This window comes from Rhodanobacter sp. Col0626 (assembly GCF_049994385.1).
GTDB lineage: Bacteria > Pseudomonadota > Gammaproteobacteria > Xanthomonadales > Rhodanobacteraceae > Rhodanobacter.
In genome coordinates, this window is sequence record NZ_CP188260.1 from 1801152 (window position 1) to 1822302 (window position 21151).

Here is a 21151-nt window from a genome sequence, read left to right on the forward strand (position 1 = left end):
GACGTGACTCAGCTCGGCAGGAACTCGTTCAATGCCTTGACCAGTTCCTCTTCCTTGATGGGTTTGGTCACATAGGCCTTGGCACCCTGGCGCATGCCCCAGACCTTGTCGGTTTCCTGATCCTTGGTGGTCACCAGGATGATCGGGATGTGCGCGGTGTCGGCATTCTTGCTGATCGTGCGGGTCGCCTGGAAACCATTGAGGTTGGGCATGACCACGTCCATCAGGATCAGGTCGGGCATTTCCTGTTTCGCCACTTCCACGCCGGCGGCACCATCCTCGGCGGAAAGAGTTTCATGCCCGAGTTTTTCGACGATCCGCTTGATGCCAAGCAATTGCGAGGGGGAGTCGTCGACGATCAGGATGCGTGCCATAAGGTAAAAGTCCCCTGCGAGTTTCGTTGATTCTAAGCCGTGGCGGCGGTACTTCCAAGCGCGGTTTGGTCAAACCGTGTCGTCGATGCGTACCAGCGTACGCCCGAATGAGTCGCCGGCGAGCATGCGCGTGAAGACTGCGGGCAGTTCATCGAGGCCGATTTCGCGCGTGACGATGCGTGTCAGGTGTCGTGGTTTCCAGTCGCTGGCGAGGTGCTGCCAGATGGTGTCGCGGATGTCACGGGCGGTGCCGGCCGAGGCGATGCCGAGCAGGCTCGCGCCGCGGATGATGAATGGCATCACCGTACTGTCGAATTCGATGCCACCGGCATTGCCGCAGATGGCCACGTTGCCATACGGTTCGATCAATGGGAGCAGGCCTGCCAGCATCGTCCCGCCGACATTGTCCAGCGCGCCGCCGAAACGTGCGGAATCCATCGGCTTTCCGCTGAAGGCCAGCTGGTGACGATCGATGCAATCGGCGGCGCCGAGGTCGCGCAGGAATTCGAAACGATCGGCCTTGCCGCTGATCGCATGCACCTGGTAACCGGCGCGGCTGAAGATGTCGATCGCCAGCATGCCGACGCCACCGCTGGCGCCGGTGACCGCAATCGGGCCCAATGCCGGTGCCTGCCGATTATCCCCCATGCGCAACAACGCCAGCGCCGCGGTGAAGCCGGCGGTGCCGATGATCATGCTCTCGCGCAGGCTGAGGCCGGAGGGCAGGGGGATCGTCCAGCGCGCATCGAGCCGTGCGTACTCGCCGTAGCCGCCATCGCGCGTTTCCGACAGGCCGCTACCGGTGCAAAGCACTGCATCGCCTTCACGGAACGCCGGGTCGGTCGACGCCACCACGTGACCGGCCACGTCGATACCGCCATTGAGTGGATACGTGCGCAGGATCCGGCCCTTGCCGGTGCCGGCAAGGGCGTCCTTGTAGTTGACCGAAGAGTACGCGACCTTGATCAGCACTTCGCCGGGCGACAACGTGCCGGCATCCATGTCTTCGATGCCGGCGCGATGACCGTTGTCGTCGTTGTTGATGCGAAAGGCACGGAAGATGGTCATCTCGATGTCCTGTGACGGTCGTTCAGGCACTGACGCTGCTGGTGTCGATCCACTTGGGGATGTAGCTGCCTTCGTAGGCCTGCATCCAGTCGAACAGTTCGACCATGCTGTCGCCGAACCAGATGTTGTCGCGCTGCTCCGGGCGCACGAAACGCTCATCGACCATGTGCTCCATCATCGTGCGCAGGTCGCGGTAGTAGCCGCGCACGTCGAGGAAGGCGCAGGGATAACGGTGCAGGCCGAGCTGGGCCCAGGTCAGCATCTCGAACATTTCGTCCATGGTGCCGAAGCCGCCGGGCAGGGCGACGAAGGCCTCGGACAATTCATACATGCGCGTCTTGCGCTGGTGCATGGTCTCGACGACCACCAGTTCGGTCAGACCCGGATGCGCCACCTCCAGCTCCACCAGCTGGCGCGGGATGACGCCGATGACCTTGCCGCCACCCGCCAGCACGGCGTCGGCCACGGTACCCATCAGGCCGACCTTGCCGCCACCGTAGACCAATGCGATGCCACGTCGGGCCATCTCGGTGCCGAAGGCACGCGCCTGTTCGGCGTACTCGGGATGCCTGCCGCTGCTGGAGCCGCAGTAGACGCAGATGGCGGTGGGTTGGGGCATGGGTTCGCCTGGGTTGAGTTCAAAAGAAACGGCCCGCCCATGTTGCCACGAGCGGGCCGTCGGATGGCCTTGCAATGGACTTCAGTTACCCTTGTGGATAGCGCGCTTGTCGACCGACAGGGCGGCTTCGTGCACGGCCTCGGACAGCGTCGGATGGGCGTGGATGATGCGCGCCATGTCCTCGGCGGAACCCTTGAATTCCATCGCCACCACGCACTCGGCAATCAGCTCGGAAACGCCCGGGCCGACCATGTGCACGCCAAGGATGCGGTCGGTTTCCGCGTGGGCAATCATCTTGACCTGGCCGATGGCCTCGTTCATCGCGACGGCGCGGCCGATCGCGGCGAACGGGAAGCTGCCGATCTTGTACGGCACGCCTTCTTCCTTCAGCTGCTTCTCGGTCTTGCCGGCCCAGGCAATTTCCGGCTCGGTGTAGATCACCCAGGGAATGGTGTCGTAGTTGACGTGGCCGGCCTTGCCGGCGATCCACTCGGCGACTGCCATGCCTTCCTCGAAACCCTTGTGCGCCAGCATCGGGCCGCGTACGGCATCGCCGACCGCCCAGACGCCGTCCACACCCGTGTGACAATGCTCGTCGACCACGATGCGGCCACGCTCGTCGAGTTTCACGCCGGTGTCGTCGGCCAGCAGGCCGTCGGTGTAGGCGCGGCGGCCCACGGCAACCAGCAGCTTGTCGACGACGAGGGATTGTTCGCCATCCTTGTCGGAATAGGTGAGGTGGACGCCGTCCTTCTTCACATCGGCCTTGCCCAGCTTGGCGCCGAGCTTGATGTCCAGGCCCTGCTTCTTGAACTCGCGCTGCGCGACCTTGGCGATGTCCGCGTCGGCGGTGCCGAGGAAATCGGGCAATGCCTCGAGGATGGTGACCTTCGCGCCGAGCCGGTTCCACACGCTGCCCAGCTCGAGGCCGATGACGCCGGCGCCGATCACGCCCAGCGTTTTCGGCACCTTGTCGATGTCCAGTGCGCCAGCGTTGTCGATGATGTTCTTGCCATCGAACTTGGCGAACGGCAGCTCGATCGGCACCGAACCGGAGGCCAGGATCACGTTGGTGGCGGCAAGGATCTGCTTGTTCCCGTCGTTGCCGGTGATCTCGACCTGGTTGTTACCGCCCGACTTGGAGCCGAGCAGCTTGCCCTTGCCGAAGAAGCTGGTGATCTTGTTGGCCTTGAACAGCTGGTCGACGCCGCCGGTGAACTGTTTGACGATCTTGTCCTTGCGACCGATGAAGACACCGAGGTCAACCTTGGCGTTCTCCACGGTGATGCCATGGACCGGCAGGTTGTGCGCGATGTTGTAGAACTGCTTGGACGAATCGAGCAACGCCTTGGACGGAATGCAGCCCACGTTGAGGCAGGTGCCGCCCAGCGCCGCCTTGCCGTCCTTGCCGGCCCAGGCATCGACCACGGCGGTTTTCAGGCCCAGTTGCGCGGCGCGGATCGCAGCGTGGTAGCCGGCGGGGCCGCCGCCGATGACGATGACATCGTATTTTTCGCTCATTGCATTCGCTCACGGGATTCGGGATTGGAGATTGGGGATTCGGAAGAGCGGAAGAGGGCGACGTTTTCACGAATCCCCAATTCCGAATCCCGGATGGTGCCCGGCTTACAGGCCGAGCAACATCCTTTGCGGGTTTTCAAGCTGGTTCTTGATGTCGACCAGGAACAGCACCGCGTCCTTGCCGTCGATGATGCGGTGGTCGTAGCTGAGCGCGATGTACATCATCGGTGCGGCGATGATCTGGCCGTTCTCGACGATCGGGCGTTCCTTGATCGTGTGCATGCCGAGGATGGCGCTCTGCGGCGGGTTGACGATCGGCGTGGACAACAGCGATCCAAACGTTCCACCATTCGTGATGGTGAACGTGCCGCCCTGCAGGTCGTCCAGCGTCAGCTTGTTGGCGCGCGCCTTGGTGGCGTATTCGGCGATACCCTGTTCGACATCGGCGAAGCTCATGTCCTGCACGTCGCGCAGCACGGGCGTGACCAGGCCCTTGTCGGTGGACACGGCGATCGAGATGTCCTGATAGCCGTGGTAGATCACGTCGTTGCCATCGACCGATGCGTTGACGAACGGATAGCGCTTCAGCGCCTCGGCGGCGGCCTTGACGAAGAAGCTCATGAAGCCGAGCTTGATGCCATGTTCCTTCTGGAACGCATCGCCGAGTGCCTTGCGCATCTTGACCACTTCAGCCAGGTTCACTTCGTTGAACGAGGTGAGCATCGCGATCGAATTCTTCGACTGCATCAGGCGTTCGGCGATGCGCGTGCGCATGCGGGTCATCGGCACGCGTTCTTCCGGACGCGAGCCTGGCGTCGGCTTGGCGGCCGGTGCGGCGGCCGCCGGGGCGTTGCCGCCCTTGCCGTAGTTGACCAGGTCTTCCTTGGTCACGCGGCCGTCGCGACCGGTGCCGGCAACCTTGGACGGGTCGATCTTTTCCTCGGTGGCGACACGCAGGCCGGCGGGGGACAGATCCTCGGTGCCCTTGGCCGCGGCCTTCGGAGCGGCAGGCGCCGACGCCGAGGCAGCTGGGGCGGGAGCAGCGGCCTTCGGCTCATCCTTCGCAGCGGGCGCCGTCGCTGCAGCACCTTCCTCGATGATCGCGATGATCTGCTCGCTGTTCACCGTGTCGCCGACCTGATGGCGGATTTCCTTCAACACGCCGTCGACCGGCGAGGGCACTTCCAGCACCACCTTGTCGGTTTCGAGGTCGACCAGATTTTCGTCGCGCTTCACCGCCTCGCCGGCCTGCTTGTGCCAGGTGGCGATGGTGGCGTCTGAGACCGACTCGGGCAGGACGGGGACTTTGACTTCGATGGACATGGCGGATCCTTGGGTCTTTATTCTGCAGAGTGGTCGGTGCCGACCGGCGCGACGAGCGCCTGTTCGACAAGAGCTGCCTGTTCGGCGTTATGGGTATTGAGATGACCGGCCGCCGGTGCCGGCGAGCGCGCCCGACCAGCGTAGGACAGGCTGTGCTTGCTGCCGGTGCAGGCCTGCAGGTGATGGCGGATCTGGAACCAGGCACCCTGATTCATCGGTTCTTCCTGGCACCAGATCACCTCCTTGGCGGAAGGGTACTTGTCCAGTTCGGCGGTGACTTCGGTGCGCGGGAATGGATACAGCTGCTCGACGCGCACGATCGCAACGTCTTTCAGCTCGCGTTTGCCGGCCTCTTCCAACAGGTCGTAATAGACCTTGCCGGAGCACAGCACGACACGCTTGACCTTCTTCGCGGCCAGTTCGCGATGCTCGCCGATCACCAGTTGGAAACTCCCGTTGGCCAGCTCGTCCAGCGAGGACACCGCCAGCTTGTGGCGCAGCAGCGACTTCGGCGTCATCACGATCAACGGCTTGCGCGCGGCGCGCAGCATCTGCCGGCGAATCATGTGGAAGTCCTGCGCCGGCGTGGTCGGCACGCAGACCTGCATGTTGTCGAACGCGCACAGTTGCAGGAAGCGCTCGAGACGCGCGGAGGAGTGCTCCGGGCCCTGGCCTTCGTAGCCATGCGGCAGCAGCAGTACCAGGCCGCAGAGCCGATTCCACTTCGCTTCGCCGGAGCTGATGAACTGGTCGATCACCACTTGCGCGCCGTTCGCGAAATCACCGAACTGGGCTTCCCAGATATTGAGCGTGTCCGGGTCGGTGGTGGAGTGGCCGTATTCGAAGGCCATCACGGCTTCTTCGCTGAGCAGCGAATCGATCACCTCGACATCGGCACCCGCGCGCACGGTCGCCAGCGGCATGTAGGTATGACCGTCCTTCTGGTCGTGCAGCACGGCATGTCGATGGAAGAACGTGCCACGACCGGAATCCTGGCCAACCAGGCGCATGTCGTTGCCGGCGTCGACCAGGGTGGCGTAGGCCAGGTTCTCGGCGAAACCCCAGTCGGCCGGCAGTTCGCCCGCGGCCATCTTGCGGCGATCGTCGTAGATTTTCGCCACGCGTGCCTGCAGCGTGAGGTCGGCGGGCAGGTCGAGCAGCTTGCTGGTCAGTTCCTGCAGCTTCTTTTTCGGCACCGTGGTGTCGCACGGCGTGGACAGCTTGCCGCCGAGGAAACGGGCCCAGTCGACATGGCCGTCACGTACCGGTGCGGTGTCCAGTTCGGTCATCGGCGCACCCGCTTCCAGGCGGTCGCGGTAGGCTTCGAATTGTTTCTGCGCCGCGCCCTCGGCGAGTGCGCCTTCCTTCACCAGCTGCTGCTGGTACAGGTCGCGCGTGGTCGGGCGCTTGCGGATGATCTGGTACATCATCGGCTGGGTAGCGGCCGGCTCGTCCGCTTCGTTGTGGCCGTGGCGGCGGTAGCAGACCAGGTCGATCACCACGTCACGACGGAACTGCTTGCGGAAGGCGTAGGCGAGGCGGGTCACCGCGATCACCGCTTCCGGGTCGTCGCCATTCACATGCAGCACCGGCGCGTTGACCATCTTGGCCAGGTCGGTGCAATACATGGTGGAACGCGCGTCCTGCGGATTGGAGGTGGTGAAGCCGACCTGGTTGTTGATCACGATGTGCAGGCTGCCGCCGATCTTGAAACCGCGGGCCTGCGACATGTTCAGCAGTTCCATGTTGACGCCCTGGCCAGCGAAGGCGGCGTCGCCGTGGATAAGAACGGCCAAGGATTGCGTATGCGCGGTATCGCGGCGTCGGGTCTGGCGCGCGTGCACCGAGCCGGTGACCACCGGGTTGACGATTTCCAGGTGCGACGGGTTGAACGCCAGCGCCACGTGCACGCCACCCTTGGGCGTCTTGACGTCGGCGGAGAAGCCCATGTGGTACTTCACGTCGCCCGAATGCGCCGGGTCGTCCGGATGCTCGAACTTGCCCTCGAACTCGTCGAACAGGGTCTTCGGCGGCTTGCCCAGAATGTTGACCAGCACGTTGAGGCGGCCGCGGTGGGCCATGCCGATCACCAGCTCCTTGATGCCGTTGTCGCCAGCTTCGCGCACGACGTCGTCGAGCATCGGGATCAGGCTGTCGCCGCCTTCCAGCGAGAATCGCTTCTGGCCGACGTACTTCGTGTGCAGGTAGCGTTCCAGCCCCTCGGCTGCGGTGAGGCCGTCCAGCACGCGCTGCTTGCCGGCCTTGTCCAGGCCACTCTGGCCGGCCTGCTGTTCGAGCCGGCTGTAGATCCAGTTGCGCTGTTCATGGTTGCTGATGTGCATGAATTCCGCGCCGACGGTGCTGGCGTAGGTTTTCTGCAGGCGGGTCAGCAGCTCGCGCAGTTTCAGGCGCTGGCCGCCGCCGGCGTAGTTGCCGGTATCGAATTCGGTGTCGAGGTCGGCATCGGAGAGGCCGTGAAAGGCCAGGCCCAGGTCCGGTGCCGGCATTTTTTCGGTCAAGCCGAGCGGATCGAGATCGGCGGCGAGATGGCCGCGCGAGCGATAGGCGGTGAGCAGGCGCAACACGCCAGCCTGCTTGCGCGCATGTTCGTCGCTCATCGGTACGGCGGCGTTGCCGTTGTGGCGCTGCCTTTGCGCCGCCTCGATACGCGAAATGGCCGCGAGGTGGGAAACATCGCCCGACTCGCGGCCCTTGAAGGTTTCAAAGTAGCTGGCCCATTCGGCGGGCACCGACGAGGTGTCGGCCAACCAGGCGTCGTAGAGCGATTCGACGTAGTCGGCGTTGCCGCCTGCGAGTTGGGAAGATTCGAAGAACTCGCGGATCAGGTTTGTAGTCACGTCACCACCGGCAGGGAAGGGATGCTTGCAACCATCCGTGTGACCTTGAGGTCGCGGCCTTTCGTCGGTTTTCAAGCCCGACAGGCCGCTCGAACGGATGACTGGGGAGAATCCCGACAATTATAGCCTTTGGCTGCTGCAACGCGGCAACCCACAAGACGTTCGAAAGGGGGTGCCGGCGTGCATTTGCGACGATCGTCTAACGGAATCTCGGTCGCGGGCAGCGGTTTCACGCGCTTCGTCGACGTCGGCGGTGGCCAAGCTGAAAAATCGCCGGGCCAGCTGGTGTTCAGCCCGTTCTCGCTCGCCGGTCAAATGTTCAGCGTCTGCAGGATGCCGGCGTATTCCGCACGCTCCCACACATTATCGAAGTGCTGCAGCAATGGCGCCTGGCTTGCCCGGTCGTGGAGGGCGGCGCGACCGTGCTGACGGTCCGCTTCGGGCAGGAACAGATAGCCACCGTTGTCGTTGAGCAGATAGGCCGAAATGTAGGCGAGGTCCGCTTCTTCTACCGGCGTGCGAATCTGTATGGTGCTGGACAGGCGCTGCGCCAGTGCGATCAGCCGATGGTCGTTGCGCAGGGCTGCGGCTGGGTCATGCAGCAGGATGCGGACCTGCGCGCCGCGGCTGGAAATCGCGATGCGCCGGAGTTCGGCCAGCTCTTCTGCGCTGGCGTAGCTTTCGTTGCCCAGCAGTGGCATGTAGATGGCCAGCCGGTGCCGCGTCTGGACCAGAAGCTGCAAGCGGGCGGCGGCGGTTTCGCGCTGCGAACTCGCCGGTAGTGGACCGGTATCGCGCGCCGCCGGCTCGTCATCGGCGGGGCCGGACAGGCTCAGGTGCATGGCCCGGTGCGCCAGCCCCGCGTCTTCAAACTCCTCGCCATGCGCAAGGAAGCCCTCACGTTCGTAGAAGCCGATCGCGCTGACCTGGGCATCCAGTGCCACTCCCGGCCAGCCCAATGCGCGGGCAAGCGCGACCAGCTCACGCAGCAGTGCCACGCCGACGCCTTGTCCGCGCCACTCCTGCAGCACTGCCATGCGGCCGATCTTGTGGTTTGGCGTGAGCCGCCCGCAGCCGATCGGCTGGCCGGTGTCGTCGCGGGCCAGCACGTGCCGGCAATCGACATCGAGCCCGTCGCGCTCGCGTTGTTCGGGTACGCCCTGTTCCTGGATGAACACGGTATCGCGCAGATCGAGCAAGGCGGCGCGCTGGTCTTCGCGTGACCAGTCGGCCGTCTCCACATGGAAGTTCTGCAGCTTCATCGACGGCGGCGGGACTTGCGCGGGATCAGGTGGCCGTCATTGATCAGGGCCAGCAGCAGGGCGCGCGCCGATGCATTCAGCTTGCTGCCGGCGATGAACTCGCGTTGCTCGCACAACTGCTGCGCCAGTGCGGGTGTGGAAGGATAGGCTTGGCCACTGACGTAGAGCGTGCAGCCGGATTTTCCACGGCTCCATGCCAGCCGCGACCACGGATGGCGCAGCAGTTGCGCACCCGCGTCGAGCTGTTTTGCCAGGGCGGCGTCCGCCAATGGCTTCTCCAGCGGCACCGGCATCTGGGCGTTGCGGTAGCGGGTGATGAAGCGGCCGAACCAGTCGTGCAGCAGGTCCTCGCGCAGCGCGGCGGCAAACGGCAAGGCCTGCTTCAGGCGGTCGAACGCGGCGCGGTCGATCTCGCCGGTCGCCCGGGCGGGCTTCAGGTCGGGATCGGCGTAACGCAGTTCCTCCGGCAATTGTTCGGCGATGTAGTCGGCCAGGTCGCCGGTCAGCTCAGCCTGCGATGGTGCACGCATGCCGATCGAAAACGTCATGCACGGGCCGCCGAATGCCGTGCCGTCGTGCGCAACGCCGGGGGGCAGATAAAGCATGTCGCCCGGGTCGAGCAGCCATTCGTGAGTCGGTTCGAAGTGGGCCAGCTGTTTGAGCTCGGCGTCGTGACGAAACGCCTTCGGTGCCATCGGGTCGTCGCTGATCGCCCAGTGGCGCTGGCCGAGTCCCTGCAGCAGGAATACGTCGTATTGATCCACGTGCGCGCCGACCCCGCCACCCGGCTCGGCGTAGGAGACCATCACGTCGTCCATGCGCCAGCTTGGCAGGAAGTCGAAATGGGCCAGTAGCGCGGCGACATCGGCATCCCATTTGTCGACATCCTGCACCAGCAAGGTCCAGTTGCTGTCGGGCGTCACGGCAAAGTCGGCTTCACTCAACGGACCGGGATTGACGTGCCAGCGGTCGCGTTTCCCGTCATGCACGATCAACCGGGCCAGTGCGCCTTCCTCGCACGCCAGCCCGGCCAGGTCATCCGGTTGCAGCGGTGGCTGAAAATCGGGGAGGGCGTTGCGGATCAGCAAGGGGCGCTTCTGCCAGAAATCGCGCAGGAAGCGGGCAGGTGACATGCCCAATGGCTGCCTGGCGGAGCCGCGGACTTCGATCGGAAAGGAGGTTGGCTTGGTCATCGGCGCATTGTAGCGGCGCCAGGCGGATCGATATCAGTGCAACGCTTTTACTACGTTGTTGAGGCCCAGGCCCAGTACGGCGACGGCCGCCAGCAATGTGGCTGCCCGCGCCGGCATGCGCCGGGCGAACAGGGCGCCAAAGGGAGCGGCGGCCACGCCGCCAGCAATCAGGCCGATTACTGCCGTGCCATGGGTGGCGCCGACGTGCAGCAGAAAGCTGACGCTGGCGGCGGCGCTGACCAGGCATTTTGCCAGGTGCACGGTGCCGATCACCGTGCGCGGCGCGGCACCGCGCGCGACCAGAGTGGTGACGGTCAGCGCGCTCCAGCCGCCGCCGGCCACCGCGTCGGCGAAGCCGGCGATCAGTCCGAGCGGACGGGCGGCGCGCGGCACGGTGCCCTCATCCGCGTGGTCGTTGCGCGTTCCACGTCGCAGCAGAAACAGGCCCATGCCCAGCAGATAGGGAGTTAGTGCCAGCCGCATCCAGGTCGCGGGGACATGGCTGACTACGTAGGCGCCGATCGTCGCACCGACCATGCCGGGGATCGCCAAGGTCCAGAACAGCCGGCGGCGCACATTGCCCGCGGCCAAGTGGCTGAGGCCGGAGGCGCCACAAGTGAATGTCTCGGCGTAGTGCACGCTGGCGCTGGCTACAGCCGGTGGCAGGCCAAGCCCCAAGAGCATCGCTGCCGAGGCGACACCGTAGGCCATGCCCAGTGCGCCATCGACCAGTTGAGCAAACGCTCCCACGGCGGCGAAGGTGAGGAACTCGGAAAGCGGCGGCATCAGCGGGCGACGTCCGTGCGCGGTGTGGGGAGGGACGCCGAGTATCGGTAGCAGGATTCACCCGCGGAAATAAGGCGTCGGCATAAGTACATGTCGACACATCCTTTCCCCTGCCAAAGGTTAGAAAATAGTTTGGACGTCAAGACGTATGGACGTCCAATGGGAGTGATCGTGAATTCTGTCGTCGTACCGAGCCTTCCCGCGACCGGTCTGGATGCGGAAAAGCTTGCCCAGCTGACTCGTGGCCTGGAAGGCCTGACCGCAGCCCAGCTGTATTGGGTGGCGGCCTGGAGTGCGGCGCAGGCCGTGCAGGCACTGGGTGGCGTGGCCTCGGCTGTTGCTGTCCCGGTCAGGTCTGCCGAACGGTTGACCATCCTCTATGGCAGCCAGACCGGCAACGCGAAGCGCATCGCCGAGAAGCTGGCGCGACGCAGCGAGGCGGCCGGCCTGCCGGTGCGACTGCTGCGCGCCGACGCCTATCCGCAACGCGAGCTTGTGCAGGAGCGTCATTTGCTGGTGGTTATCAGCACCCAGGGCGATGGCGAACCGCCGGACGACGCGCGGGGCTTGTTCGAGTTCATCGTCGGCAAGCGCGCGCCGAAACTGCCAGCCTTGCGTTTTGCGGTGCTGGGGCTGGGTGATTCAAGTTATCCGCAATTCTGCGAGATCGGTCGTCAGCTTGACGCACGTCTTGCCGAGCTTGGCGGCTCTCGCTTCGCCGAGTTGGGCGAGGCGGACGTGGAGGTCGAGTTGGTAGCCGAGCCATGGTCGGAGCGCGCGTTCGATCAGGTCGGAGAACTCCTGAAGCAGGCCGGGTCACCGGCGCGGGTGGTTCCGCTACACGCGGTACCCAGTCGCAACAGCCATTCGCGCGAACAGCCATTTGCCGCCTCCGTGCTGGCCAACCAGCGCATCGTTGCGCGCGACAGCGAGCGCGACGTGCGCCACATCGAACTGTCGCTGGAGGGCTCCGGCCTGCGTTACGAGCCAGGTGACGCGTTGGGCGTGTGGCCGTGCAATCCGTCTGCGCTGGTCGATCAATGGCTCGCGGCATTGCAGCTCGATGGCACGCGGGAAGTCACCCACCAGGGCCGGTCTTTGCCGCTGCGCCGATGGTTGACCCGCGAGCGTGAGATCACTCGGCTGAATCGTCCATTCATCGCGGCCCTGGCCGCTGCCAGCGGCGACGAAGCATTGCAGCGTACGCTGCAGCCGGAGCAGTCCGCGGAGTTCGCTGCCCTACTGGCCGATGATCAGCCGATTGATCTGCTGCACCGCCACCCGGCGACGTGGCAGCCGGAGGAGCTGGTAGCCGCGTTGCGCCCGCTGTCGCCGCGGTTGTATTCGATCGCTTCCAGCTCGAAGGCGGTAGGCGAGGAAGTGCACCTGACCGTGGCCATCGTCGATTACCAGGCACACGGCAGTGCGCATTGGGGCGCTGCTTCGTCTTTGCTGGCCGCGACCGACGAGGACGGCAAACTGCCGGTGTTCATCGAGTCGAACGAGCGGTTCCGCCTGCCAGCCGATGGTTCGCGCGACATCATCATGATCGGTCCGGGCACCGGCGTGGCACCGTTCCGCGCCTTCGTGCAGGAGCGTCGCGAAAGCGGCGCCAGTGGCCGCAACTGGCTGTTCTTCGGCAACCGTCATTTCGGCAGTGACTTCCTCTATCAAGTGGAGTGGCAGCAGGCATTGAAGGACGGTGCGCTGCACCGGATCGACCTGGCGTTCTCCAGGGATACGGCCCTTAAAACCTATGTGCAGGATCGTCTGCGCGAGCACGGTGCCGAACTCTACGCGTGGCTGAAAGGCGGCGCACATGTCTACGTGTGCGGCGATTCCACCCATATGGCCCGCGACGTCCACGTCGCGCTGATCGACGTGATCGCCACCCACGGCGACCGCTCTGCCGACGAGGCGAAGGCCTGGCTCGGCGAACTCCTGCAACAGGGCCGCTACGCCCGCGACGTGTACTGACATGACCAGCAAACTTTCGCACCTCGAACACGTCAAGGCCACCAGCCGCCATCTGCGCGGCACCATTGTTGAAGGGCTGGCCGACCCGGTTACCGGCGCGATCAGCGAAGACGACGACAAGCTGTTGAAGTTCCACGGCAGCTACCAGCAGGACGATCGCGACCTGCGCGAGGAGCGCCGCAGGCAGAAACTGGAACCGGCCTATGCCTTCATGCTGCGCGCGCGTTTGCCCAGCGGCGTGGTGACCCCGGCGCAATGGCTGGTGTTCGACCGCATCGCGCGCGAGTACGCCAGCGGATCGCTGCGCATCACCACGCGGCAGACTTTCCAGTGGCACGGCATCATCAAGCGCCAGCTCAAACCCACCATTGCGACAATCCACGATGCGCTGGCCAGCACCATTGCCGCCTGCGGCGACGTCGTGCGCAATGTGGTGAGCACGGCCAATCCGATCGAATCGTCCGCCCATGCCGAGGCGTATGCCTGGGCGACGCGGCTGTCCGCCGAGCTGGCACCCAGAACGCGGGCGTACCACGAGATCTGGCTGGACGGCGAACAACTGGCTGGCGAGCCAACGCCTGCTGTCGACGAACAGGAGCCGCTGTACGGCGCTACCTACCTGCCGCGCAAGTTCAAGATCGGCCTGGCGATCCCGCCGCTGAATGACATCGATGTGTTCGCCCAGGATCTTGGCCTGATCGCCATCGTCGAGCAGAATACGCTGCGCGGTTTCAACATTGCGATCGGTGGCGGCATGGGCGCCAGCCAGGGCGATGCCAGCACCTATCCGCGGCTGGCCAACGTGATCGGCTTTGCCACGCCGGAGCAGTTGTTCAGCGTGGCCGAGGCAGTGATCGGCGTGCAGCGCGACTGGGGCGATCGCCACGAACGCAAACATGCACGCCTGAAATACACGCTCGACCGGCGCGGTGTGGATGCCTTCAAGGCCGAAGTGGAATTGCGACTCGGGCATTCGCTGGCGGCACCGCGCGATTATCACTTCGCGCACAACGGTGATCGCTACGGCTGGGTCGAAGGCCATGACGGCCGCTGGCACCTCACCCTGCATATCGAATCGGGCCGACTGGTCGACACAGGCGAACGGCGCTGGCTCAGCGGCCTGCGCGAACTGGCCAAGGTGCACACCGGCGACTTCCGCCTGACTTGCAACCAGAACGTGATCGTGGCCAACGTCGCCACCTCCGCGCGAGCGCGCATCGATGCGCTGGTGCATGAATACGGCCTGGATGGTTATGCGACGCAAAGCGCTATCCGCCGACATGCGATCGCCTGCGTGGCGCTTCCCACCTGCGGTCTGGCGATGGCGGAGAGCGAGCGTTATCTGCCGGCCCTGCTGCCGAAGCTGGAGGCGCTGCTGGACCGGCACGGCCTGGCCGACGCACCGATCCTGTTGCGCCTGTCCGGCTGCCCCAACGGCTGCTCGCGGCCGTATCTGGGCGAGATTGCGATGGTCGGGCGCGGGCCAGGGCGCTACGACTTGCGTCTCGGGGCCGACTTCAGTGGCCAGCGATTGAACCAGGTGTATCGCGAGAACATCGACGAAGTGGCGATCCTCGACACGCTCGATCCGCTGTTCGCGCGTTATGCCGCGGGGCGTACGAACAACGAAGGCTTCGGCGATTTCCTGCTGCGCGCAGGCATCCTCACGCCTGCGCCGGTGCGGCGTATTCCGCTCGAGGTGGTGGCATGAGTGCCGTGTTGCTCGAACACGCATCGCACGAGCCGCGGGCCCTGGTCGAGCTGAACGCCTCGCTGGGCCGACTCTCGGCCGAACAGCGTGTGGCCTGGGCGCTGGAACACATCGACGGCGAGCACGTGCTCTCGTCCAGCTTCGGTGCGCAGGCGGCGGTGTCGCTGCATCTGCTGACGCGGCAGCAACCGTCGTTGCCGGTGGTGCTCATCGATACCGGCTACCTGTTTCCCGAGACGTATCGTTTCGTGGACGAACTGACCGAACAGCTGGCGCTGAACCTCAAGGTTTACCGCGCGCCGCTCAGTCCTGCCTGGATGGAGGCACGCCATGGGCGGCTATGGGAGCAGGGCGTGGCCGGCCTTGATCGCTACAACCAGTTGCGCAAGGTCGAGCCGATGCAGCGTGCGCTGACCGAGCTGAAGGCGTCCAGCTGGTTCGCCGGCCTGCGCCGCGGACAGGCGCGCAGCCGCGCCACCATCGACTTTGCCGAGCATCGTCACGGCCGCTGGAAATTCCATCCGCTGGCGGACTGGAACGATCGCGATATCGGCCAGTACCTCGCGCGTCACGGTCTGCCGTATCACCCGCTTTGGCAGCACGGCTATGTGTCGATCGGAGACACCCACACCACCCATCGCTGGGAGCCGGGCATGGATGCCGAGGACACCCGCTTCTTCGGCCTCAAGCGCGAATGTGGATTGCACAGCATCGCGTGAGCCTTTGGCCATCGCGTGGCGATGGCCTTTCACCCCGACCGGAACGCCTTAGACATGAGTCACATTGCAATTGCCCCGACCGCCGACCTCTCCGACGACACCTTGATCGCCCCACACGGCGGGGTGCTGAAGGATCTCTACCTGCCGCCTGCCGAGGCCGAAGCCTTGAAACAGCGCAGTGCGCAGTTGCCTGGCGTGGATCTCAACACACGCCAGTTGTGCGATCTGGAACTGCTGCTCAACGGCGCGTTCTCGCCGCTGGAAGGCTTCCTCGGTCGTCGCGACTACGACCGCGTGGTCGAGGAATTGCGCCTGGCCGACGGCACGTTGTGGCCGATTCCGATCACCCTGGATGTCAGCGAGGAATTCGCCGCTGAGCTTTCCACCGGCAGCGAGGTGGCACTGCGCGACAGTCAGGGCGTGCCACTGGCGGTGCTGGAAGTACACGATGTCTATTGGCCCGATCGTCTGCACGAGGCGAAGCGCGTTTTCGGCACCACCGATCGCCTGCACCCGGGCGTAGCCGAGTTGCTCGATCGCACCCGGCCGGTGGCGCTGGGTGGCCGCGTGCGTGGCATCCAGCGTCCCGCGCACTACGATTTCGGCGAACTGCGCGACACCCCGCGCGATCTGCGCGAGTGGTTTTCGGCCCATGGCTGGAGCCGCATCGTGGCGTTCCAGACGCGCAATCCGATGCATCGCGCCCACCGCGAGCTGACCCTGCGTGCAGCGCAGCAGGTGGGTGCCAAATTGCTGATCCAGCCTTCGGTGGGCCGCACCAAGCCTGGCGATGTCGACCACTACACCCGCGTGCGTTGCTATCGCGCGCTGCTGCCGCAGTACCCGACCGATAGCGTGAAGTTGTCGCTGCTGCCGTTGGCGATGCGCATGGGTGGCCCGCGCGAGGCGCTGTGGCACGCGATCATCCGCAAGAATTATGGCGCGAGCCATTTCATCGTGGGGCGCGATCACGCCGGCCCGGGCAAGGATTCGAGTGGCCAGCCATTCTACGGTCCGTTTGAGGCGCAGCAGTTGCTTGAACAGCACCAGTCCGAGCTGGGTATCCAGATCGTGCCTTTTCCAGCGATGGTTTACGCGGCGAATCGCGATGCCTATCTGCCCTCGACCGAAGTGACTGCGGCGGACGAAGTGCGCGACATCTCGGGCACCGAACTGCGCCGGCACCTGCATGAAGGCAGCGAGATCCCGGCATGGTTCAGCTTCCCCGACGTGGTGAAGATCCTGCGCGAGCGTCACCCGGTTCATGCGCCGCGCGGCTTCGCGCTGTTCTTCACCGGCCTTTCCGGTGCCGGCAAGTCGACCATCGCGCAGGCCGTGATCGCACAGCTGCTGGAACACACCAGCCGTCCGGTCACCGTGCTCGACGGCGACGAGGTACGCAAGCACCTCTCGCGCGGGCTGGGCTTTTCCCGCGAGGACCGTGCGGCCAACGTCACGCGCATCGGCTACGTGGCCAGTGAAATCGTGCGCCACGGGGGCATCGCGGTATGCGCGCCGATCGCGCCGTACGCCGACGCCCGGGACGAGTCGCGAGCCCTGGTCGAAACGCACGGTGACTTCATCGAGATCCATGTCGCCACCGCACTGGAAGTGTGCGAAGCGCGCGATCGCAAGGGTCTGTACGCGCAGGCACGCGCAGGCAAGATCACCCAGTTCACTGGCATCAGTGATCCGTACGAAGTGCCGGAACAACCCGAGTTGCGCATCGACGGCGGCGCGGCAGAGCCGGCGGTTCTGGCCCGTCAGGTACTGGCGCTGCTGCGGAACAAGGGGCTGATCGACGGTTGAGGCATCGTGGGGCGCACCCTGTGCGCGTTGCTCTTCGATGGAAGCATGAAGGGCTCGCGTACAGGGTGCGTTCGTGCATGTTCCGGGGCTATCGCATGAAGTCTGGAACAGATCGACTCATGCCGCGTCCGACAGGGCGGCGGACAGGCGCTCTCGCCAGTGTGGAACCGCTGGCCAATCAGTTGGCGCCGCATCGACGGCGAGTGCCCGCACGACGTCGCGGCGGTTCAGATGCGGTGCGAATTGCGCGATGAACTCCAGCACGTACTCGCGCAGCACGCTTTCCCGGCGCAACACGATCCAGGTCGTGCACAGCGGGAACAGGTGGTCGGCCGGCAGTGCGCGCAGATCGGTGTCCTCGTCCAGCATCGCCATCTCGGCCAGCACGCCGACGCCAAGCCCGGCACGTACGTAAGTCTTGATCAGGTCGGCGTCACCCGCAGTCATCGCGATATGCGGGCGCAGGTCGGCTGCCTCGAACACGCGGCGCAGCGACGAGTCGGCCTTGAGCGATGACTCGTAGCTGATCAGCGGCAGCTTGGCCAGTTCGTTGAGCGAGGGTGGCTGGGTGCTCGCCGCCAGCGGATGCCCCTGCGGTGTCACGATGACCCGATGCCAGCGGTAGGCAGGCAACGCGATGCCAGCAGTGGGTGGCGCCCCGGTGCTGCTGATCACGGCCAAGTCGACCCGCCCGGCCTCCAGTTGTGCCAGCACCTCGCCATCGCGCCCTGGCTGCAGGTGCACGCTCACTTGCGGATAGCTTTGGTTCAGCGCGCCGATAGCGGCGGGCAGGGCGAAGCGCGCCTGGGTATGCGTGGTGGCGATGCGCAGCTCGCCGCGCGCATCGTTGCGCAGGTTGGCGGCGACCGAGCGGATATTGGCCACCTCGGCGAGGACAGTACGCGCGCGTTCCAGCACGTGCCGGCCTGCGTGGGTCACCGCATCGAGGCTTTTGCCCTTGCGCACGAACAGCTGGAAACCCAGCTCGTCCTCAAGCTGTCGCAGCTGCTTGCTCAGGCCGGGCTGGGTGGCGTGGACCCGCGTGGCGGCGAGCGTGATGTTGAGGCCGGAGTCGGCGATGGCAACGAGATAGCGTAACTGGGTCAGCGTCATGGCGATGGGCTCGTGAACGGTCGGTGTCGATGGATTGAGGTGCGAACGGAACACGGGTACATCGCATGCCGCGGGCCGGCGCCATGCATGGCACGTGGGCGCGGGCAGCTGTCTTGGTGCCGTGAAGTGGTGTCTTGTGGTCGACATGTGCTTTCATGATCAGACGTCTATACGGCTATTTGTCTGATTGGTCAAGCGTCAGGTCGTCATAACGGGACGGCATATGCACGGTGACGCAAATCATTTGCCGCCGTGGCCGCCGCTGCGTAGCGTGGTTTCTTCGCCATCAGGGCTGGGCCCGTTCGCATGAAGCTATATCCATTGTTCGCCGATCTGTCCCGACGCGCGGTGCTCGTGGTCGGTGGCGGTCCGGTGGCCGAACGCAAGGTTGCCGCCCTGCTTGGCGCGCAGGCGCAAGTCACGGTTAACGCGCCCACGCTGACACCGCAGCTGCGTCAATGGGTTGCCTCGGGGCGAGTTGCCCACCGTGGCGATGCCTTCCAGGAAAGCTGGCTGGATCGGGTCTGGCTGGTCGTGGCCGCCACGTCGGATACCGAGCTGAACCGGTTGATCGCCACGTTTGCCGAACTGCGTCGCATCTTCGTCAACGTGGTCGACGATGCCACGCTATCGAGTTTCCATGTGCCCGCCGTGATCGACCGGGCGCCGTTGACCATCGCGATCTCCAGCGGCGGCGAGGCGCCGATGCTGGCGCGTTTGCTGCGCGAACGGCTGGAGACGCTGCTGGATCATTCGCTGGGCGGATTGACCGCCTTGGCCGCGCGCCTGCGCAAACGTATCCGCGTGCGATATCCGGACATGGCCGCGCGGCGGCGCTTTTATGAAAGCCTGTTCGCGGGGCGCGTAGCCGCCTTGCTGCGCCAGGGTCAGCCGGAGGCGGCACGGCTGGCCGCGGAACAGGCGCTTGCCGAGCCGTCGGTGGCGCTGGCGGGTTCGGTGGTGCTGGTCGGTGCCGGTCCCGGTGATCCCGGCCTGCTGACCTTGCGTGCACTGCGCGCGCTGAACGAGGCGGATGTGATCCTGCATGACCGGCTGGTCAGCGCCGAGGTGCTGGAACTCGCGCGGCGCGATGCCGAACGGATCGAGGTAGGCAAGCAAGCGGGCAATCATCACACCACGCAGGACGGTATCCATGCGCTGCTGTTGCAGCACGCACGGGCCGGACGGCGGGTGGTCCGCCTGAAGGGCGGTGATCCGTTCGTGTTCGGCCGCGGCGGCGAGGAGTTGGAGTTCCTGCGTGATCACCATATTCCCTACGAGGTGGTACCGGGTATCACCGCCGCGCTCGCATGCGCCGCGTATGCCGGGGTGCCGCTGACCCATCGCGATCACGCGCAATCGGTGCGTTTCGTCACGGCGCACTGCCAGTCCTCGCGCGACAGCCTGGACTGGGCGGCACTGGCACAGGAGCGGCAAACCCTGGCGGTGTATATGGGCGTGGCCGAACTGACCGGGCTGCAGGCGCAGCTGATCGCGCACGGCCGGGCGCCGTCGACGCCCTTCGCGTTGATCGAGAACGGCTCGCGCCCGGAGCAGCGGGTGATCACCGGCACCCTGGCAAACCTGCCCGAGCGTGCAGCGGTCCACGCGGTACGTTCGCCCGCCTTGCTGATCCTGGGCGAAGTGGCTTCGCTGGCGACCTCCCTGGCGTGGTTCGGTCAGCCGCCGCTGGGTGCAACGATGCGTGACATCGGGGCCATCACACCGGCACGGCGCACGGTCGTCTCAACGTCCGCAAATGATGATGGGGTGCTGGCGGCGATCCATCGCGCCTGACACAAATATTTACCCGGGCGGGGTGCATGATCCGCCGACCGGATTTCCTTTCCGACTTGCAGGAGCGACCCATGATCCACGACAGCATTCTCGACACCATCGGCAACACGCCGATCATCCGGTTGCATCGCCTCGCGCCGAAACACGTCGAGGTTTACGTGAAGGTGGAGGCATTCAACCCCGCCGGCTCGGTGAAGGACCGCCTCGCGCTGGCGATCATCCTCGATGCCGAGCAGCGTGGCGCGCTGAAGCCTGGCCAGACCGTGGTCGAGGCCACTTCGGGCAATACGGGTGTGGCACTGGCCGCGGTCTGCGCGGCGCGTGGTTATCCGTTCGTGGCGGTGATGTCCGATACGTTTTCGATCGAGCGCCGCAAGCTGATTCGCGCCTATGGTGGCAAGGTGGTGCTGACGCCGGGCGCAGCGCGCGGTACCGGCATGGTGGCGAAAGCCGTGGAGCTGGCGCAGAAGCATGGCTGGTTTTTCACCAATCAGTTCGAGAACCCCGCCAACCCGGCGTATCACCGACAGACCACGGCCCCGGAAATCCTGCGCGACTTCGCCGGCCGCCGCCTCGACTATTTCGTCAGCGGCTGGGGCACCGGCGGCACCCTCACCGGCGTGGGCGAGGTCTTGAAAGTGGCTCGGCCCGACGTGAAAGTGATCGCCACCGAACCCCAGGGCGCGGCACTGCTTTCCGGCAAGGAATGGGCGCCGCACAAGATCCAGGGCTGGACCCCGGACTTCGTGCCGGCCGTGCTGAACCCCAAGGTGGTCGACCGGATCGTGCTGGTCGATGACGTGGTGGCCCGCGATACCTCGCTCGCGCTGGCGCGACAGGAGGGCATTTTCGCCGGCATCTCCTCCGGCGCCACCCTGGCCGCTGCGTTGCTGGCGGCCAAGGAAGCACCTGAAGGATCGGTGTTGCTGGCGATGCTGCCGGACACCGGCGAACGTTACCTGTCGACGTTCCTGTTCGAAGGCGTCAACGAAGGTTCGGACGAGCTGGAGTAGTCGTCTCC

The 21151-nt window shown here is 65.2% G+C and carries 16 protein-coding genes; 6 read left to right on the forward strand and 10 right to left on the reverse strand.

The features are described from left to right. Positions 1–8: 8 nt before the first annotated feature. The 9 genes from ACPPVV_RS07565 to ACPPVV_RS07605 form a co-directional block, all read right to left on the reverse strand. Positions 9–374, reverse strand: coding sequence for a response regulator (locus tag ACPPVV_RS07565; protein WP_426702840.1), 366 nt, complete (start codon positions 372–374; stop codon positions 9–11). 69 nt (positions 375–443) lie between these two features. Continuing rightward, positions 444–1442, reverse strand: a complete 999-nt coding sequence (locus ACPPVV_RS07570) for an acryloyl-CoA reductase (RefSeq protein ID WP_426702841.1) — start codon at positions 1440–1442, stop codon at positions 444–446. Positions 1443–1464: 22 nt separating this feature from the next. Then, on the reverse strand, positions 1465–2061 hold the full coding sequence (locus tag ACPPVV_RS07575) for a TIGR00730 family Rossman fold protein (protein ID WP_426702842.1): 597 nt from the start codon (positions 2059–2061) through the stop codon (positions 1465–1467). 81 nt (positions 2062–2142) lie between these two features. After that, on the reverse strand, positions 2143–3582 hold the full coding sequence (gene lpdA / locus ACPPVV_RS07580; RefSeq protein WP_426702843.1) for a dihydrolipoyl dehydrogenase: 1440 nt from the start codon (positions 3580–3582) through the stop codon (positions 2143–2145). A gap of 105 nt (positions 3583–3687) precedes the next feature. Beyond that, a complete protein-coding gene (odhB, locus tag ACPPVV_RS07585) occupies positions 3688–4905 on the reverse strand; it encodes a 2-oxoglutarate dehydrogenase complex dihydrolipoyllysine-residue succinyltransferase (RefSeq protein WP_426702844.1) in 1218 nt (405 codons plus the stop codon). Between the two features lie 17 nt (positions 4906–4922). Further along, positions 4923–7763, reverse strand: coding sequence for a 2-oxoglutarate dehydrogenase E1 component (locus ACPPVV_RS07590; protein WP_426702845.1), 2841 nt, complete (start codon positions 7761–7763; stop codon positions 4923–4925). Positions 7764–8074: 311 nt separating this feature from the next. Then, on the reverse strand, positions 8075–9025 hold the full coding sequence (locus ACPPVV_RS07595) for a GNAT family N-acetyltransferase (protein ID WP_426702846.1): 951 nt from the start codon (positions 9023–9025) through the stop codon (positions 8075–8077). Continuing rightward, positions 9022–10218: a JmjC domain-containing protein gene (locus ACPPVV_RS07600; protein ID WP_426702847.1), complete on the reverse strand. Its 1197-nt coding sequence runs from the start codon at positions 10216–10218 to the stop codon at positions 9022–9024. Before ACPPVV_RS07600 ends, ACPPVV_RS07595 begins: the two co-directional genes overlap by 4 nt. A 33-nt stretch (positions 10219–10251) precedes the next feature. Further along, complete coding sequence (locus tag ACPPVV_RS07605) at positions 10252–11004, reverse strand: sulfite exporter TauE/SafE family protein (protein ID WP_426702848.1); 753 nt, start codon at positions 11002–11004, stop codon at positions 10252–10254. Between the two features lie 159 nt (positions 11005–11163). On the opposite strand from ACPPVV_RS07605, the gene ACPPVV_RS07610 reads away from it, so the two are divergent. From ACPPVV_RS07610 to ACPPVV_RS07625, 4 genes are read left to right on the forward strand one after another with little or no spacing between them, the layout of a single operon-like run. Next, positions 11164–12981: an assimilatory sulfite reductase (NADPH) flavoprotein subunit gene (locus ACPPVV_RS07610; protein ID WP_426702849.1), complete on the forward strand. Its 1818-nt coding sequence runs from the start codon at positions 11164–11166 to the stop codon at positions 12979–12981. Position 12982: 1 nt separating this feature from the next. Beyond that, positions 12983–14692, forward strand: coding sequence for an assimilatory sulfite reductase (NADPH) hemoprotein subunit (cysI, locus tag ACPPVV_RS07615; RefSeq protein ID WP_426702850.1), 1710 nt, complete (start codon positions 12983–12985; stop codon positions 14690–14692). Further along, on the forward strand, positions 14689–15411 hold the full coding sequence (locus ACPPVV_RS07620; protein ID WP_426702851.1) for a phosphoadenylyl-sulfate reductase: 723 nt from the start codon (positions 14689–14691) through the stop codon (positions 15409–15411). Before cysI ends, ACPPVV_RS07620 begins: the two co-directional genes overlap by 4 nt. A gap of 54 nt (positions 15412–15465) precedes the next feature. Continuing rightward, a complete protein-coding gene (locus ACPPVV_RS07625) occupies positions 15466–17220 on the forward strand; it encodes a bifunctional sulfate adenylyltransferase/adenylylsulfate kinase (protein ID WP_426702852.1) in 1755 nt (584 codons plus the stop codon). A 117-nt stretch (positions 17221–17337) separates the two neighbouring features. On the opposite strand, the gene ACPPVV_RS07630 is transcribed toward ACPPVV_RS07625, so the two are convergent. Continuing rightward, positions 17338–18333, reverse strand: a complete 996-nt coding sequence (locus ACPPVV_RS07630) for a LysR substrate-binding domain-containing protein (RefSeq protein ID WP_426702853.1) — start codon at positions 18331–18333, stop codon at positions 17338–17340. A gap of 306 nt (positions 18334–18639) precedes the next feature. On the opposite strand from ACPPVV_RS07630, the gene cysG reads away from it, so the two are divergent. Both cysG and cysK read left to right on the forward strand, forming a co-directional pair. After that, on the forward strand, positions 18640–20130 hold the full coding sequence (cysG, locus tag ACPPVV_RS07635; protein WP_426702854.1) for a siroheme synthase CysG: 1491 nt from the start codon (positions 18640–18642) through the stop codon (positions 20128–20130). Between the two features lie 71 nt (positions 20131–20201). Further along, positions 20202–21143 carry a cysteine synthase A gene (cysK, locus tag ACPPVV_RS07640; RefSeq protein ID WP_426702855.1) on the forward strand — a complete coding sequence of 314 codons (942 nt, stop codon included), beginning with the start codon at positions 20202–20204 and terminating at the stop codon, positions 21141–21143. Positions 21144–21151 lie beyond the last annotated feature (8 nt).

Coding starts and splice junctions, on each gene's coding strand:
- ACPPVV_RS07630 (WP_426702853.1), bottom strand. CDS start 18,333: ATGACGCTGACCCAGTTACGCTATCTCGTTGCCATCGCCGACTCCGGC.
- ACPPVV_RS07575 (WP_426702842.1), bottom strand. CDS start 2,061: ATGCCCCAACCCACCGCCATCTGCGTCTACTGCGGCTCCAGCAGCGGC.
- odhB (WP_426702844.1), bottom strand. CDS start 4,905: ATGTCCATCGAAGTCAAAGTCCCCGTCCTGCCCGAGTCGGTCTCAGAC.
- ACPPVV_RS07610 (WP_426702849.1), top strand. CDS start 11,164: ATGGGAGTGATCGTGAATTCTGTCGTCGTACCGAGCCTTCCCGCGACC.
- ACPPVV_RS07605 (WP_426702848.1), bottom strand. CDS start 11,004: ATGCCGCCGCTTTCCGAGTTCCTCACCTTCGCCGCCGTGGGAGCGTTT.
- lpdA (WP_426702843.1), bottom strand. CDS start 3,582: ATGAGCGAAAAATACGATGTCATCGTCATCGGCGGCGGCCCCGCCGGC.
- ACPPVV_RS07600 (WP_426702847.1), bottom strand. CDS start 10,218: ATGACCAAGCCAACCTCCTTTCCGATCGAAGTCCGCGGCTCCGCCAGG.
- cysI (WP_426702850.1), top strand. CDS start 12,983: ATGACCAGCAAACTTTCGCACCTCGAACACGTCAAGGCCACCAGCCGC.
- ACPPVV_RS07565 (WP_426702840.1), bottom strand. CDS start 374: ATGGCACGCATCCTGATCGTCGACGACTCCCCCTCGCAATTGCTTGGC.
- cysK (WP_426702855.1), top strand. CDS start 20,202: ATGATCCACGACAGCATTCTCGACACCATCGGCAACACGCCGATCATC.
- ACPPVV_RS07625 (WP_426702852.1), top strand. CDS start 15,466: ATGAGTCACATTGCAATTGCCCCGACCGCCGACCTCTCCGACGACACC.
- ACPPVV_RS07570 (WP_426702841.1), bottom strand. CDS start 1,442: ATGACCATCTTCCGTGCCTTTCGCATCAACAACGACGACAACGGTCAT.
- ACPPVV_RS07595 (WP_426702846.1), bottom strand. CDS start 9,025: ATGAAGCTGCAGAACTTCCATGTGGAGACGGCCGACTGGTCACGCGAA.
- cysG (WP_426702854.1), top strand. CDS start 18,640: ATGAAGCTATATCCATTGTTCGCCGATCTGTCCCGACGCGCGGTGCTC.
- ACPPVV_RS07620 (WP_426702851.1), top strand. CDS start 14,689: ATGAGTGCCGTGTTGCTCGAACACGCATCGCACGAGCCGCGGGCCCTG.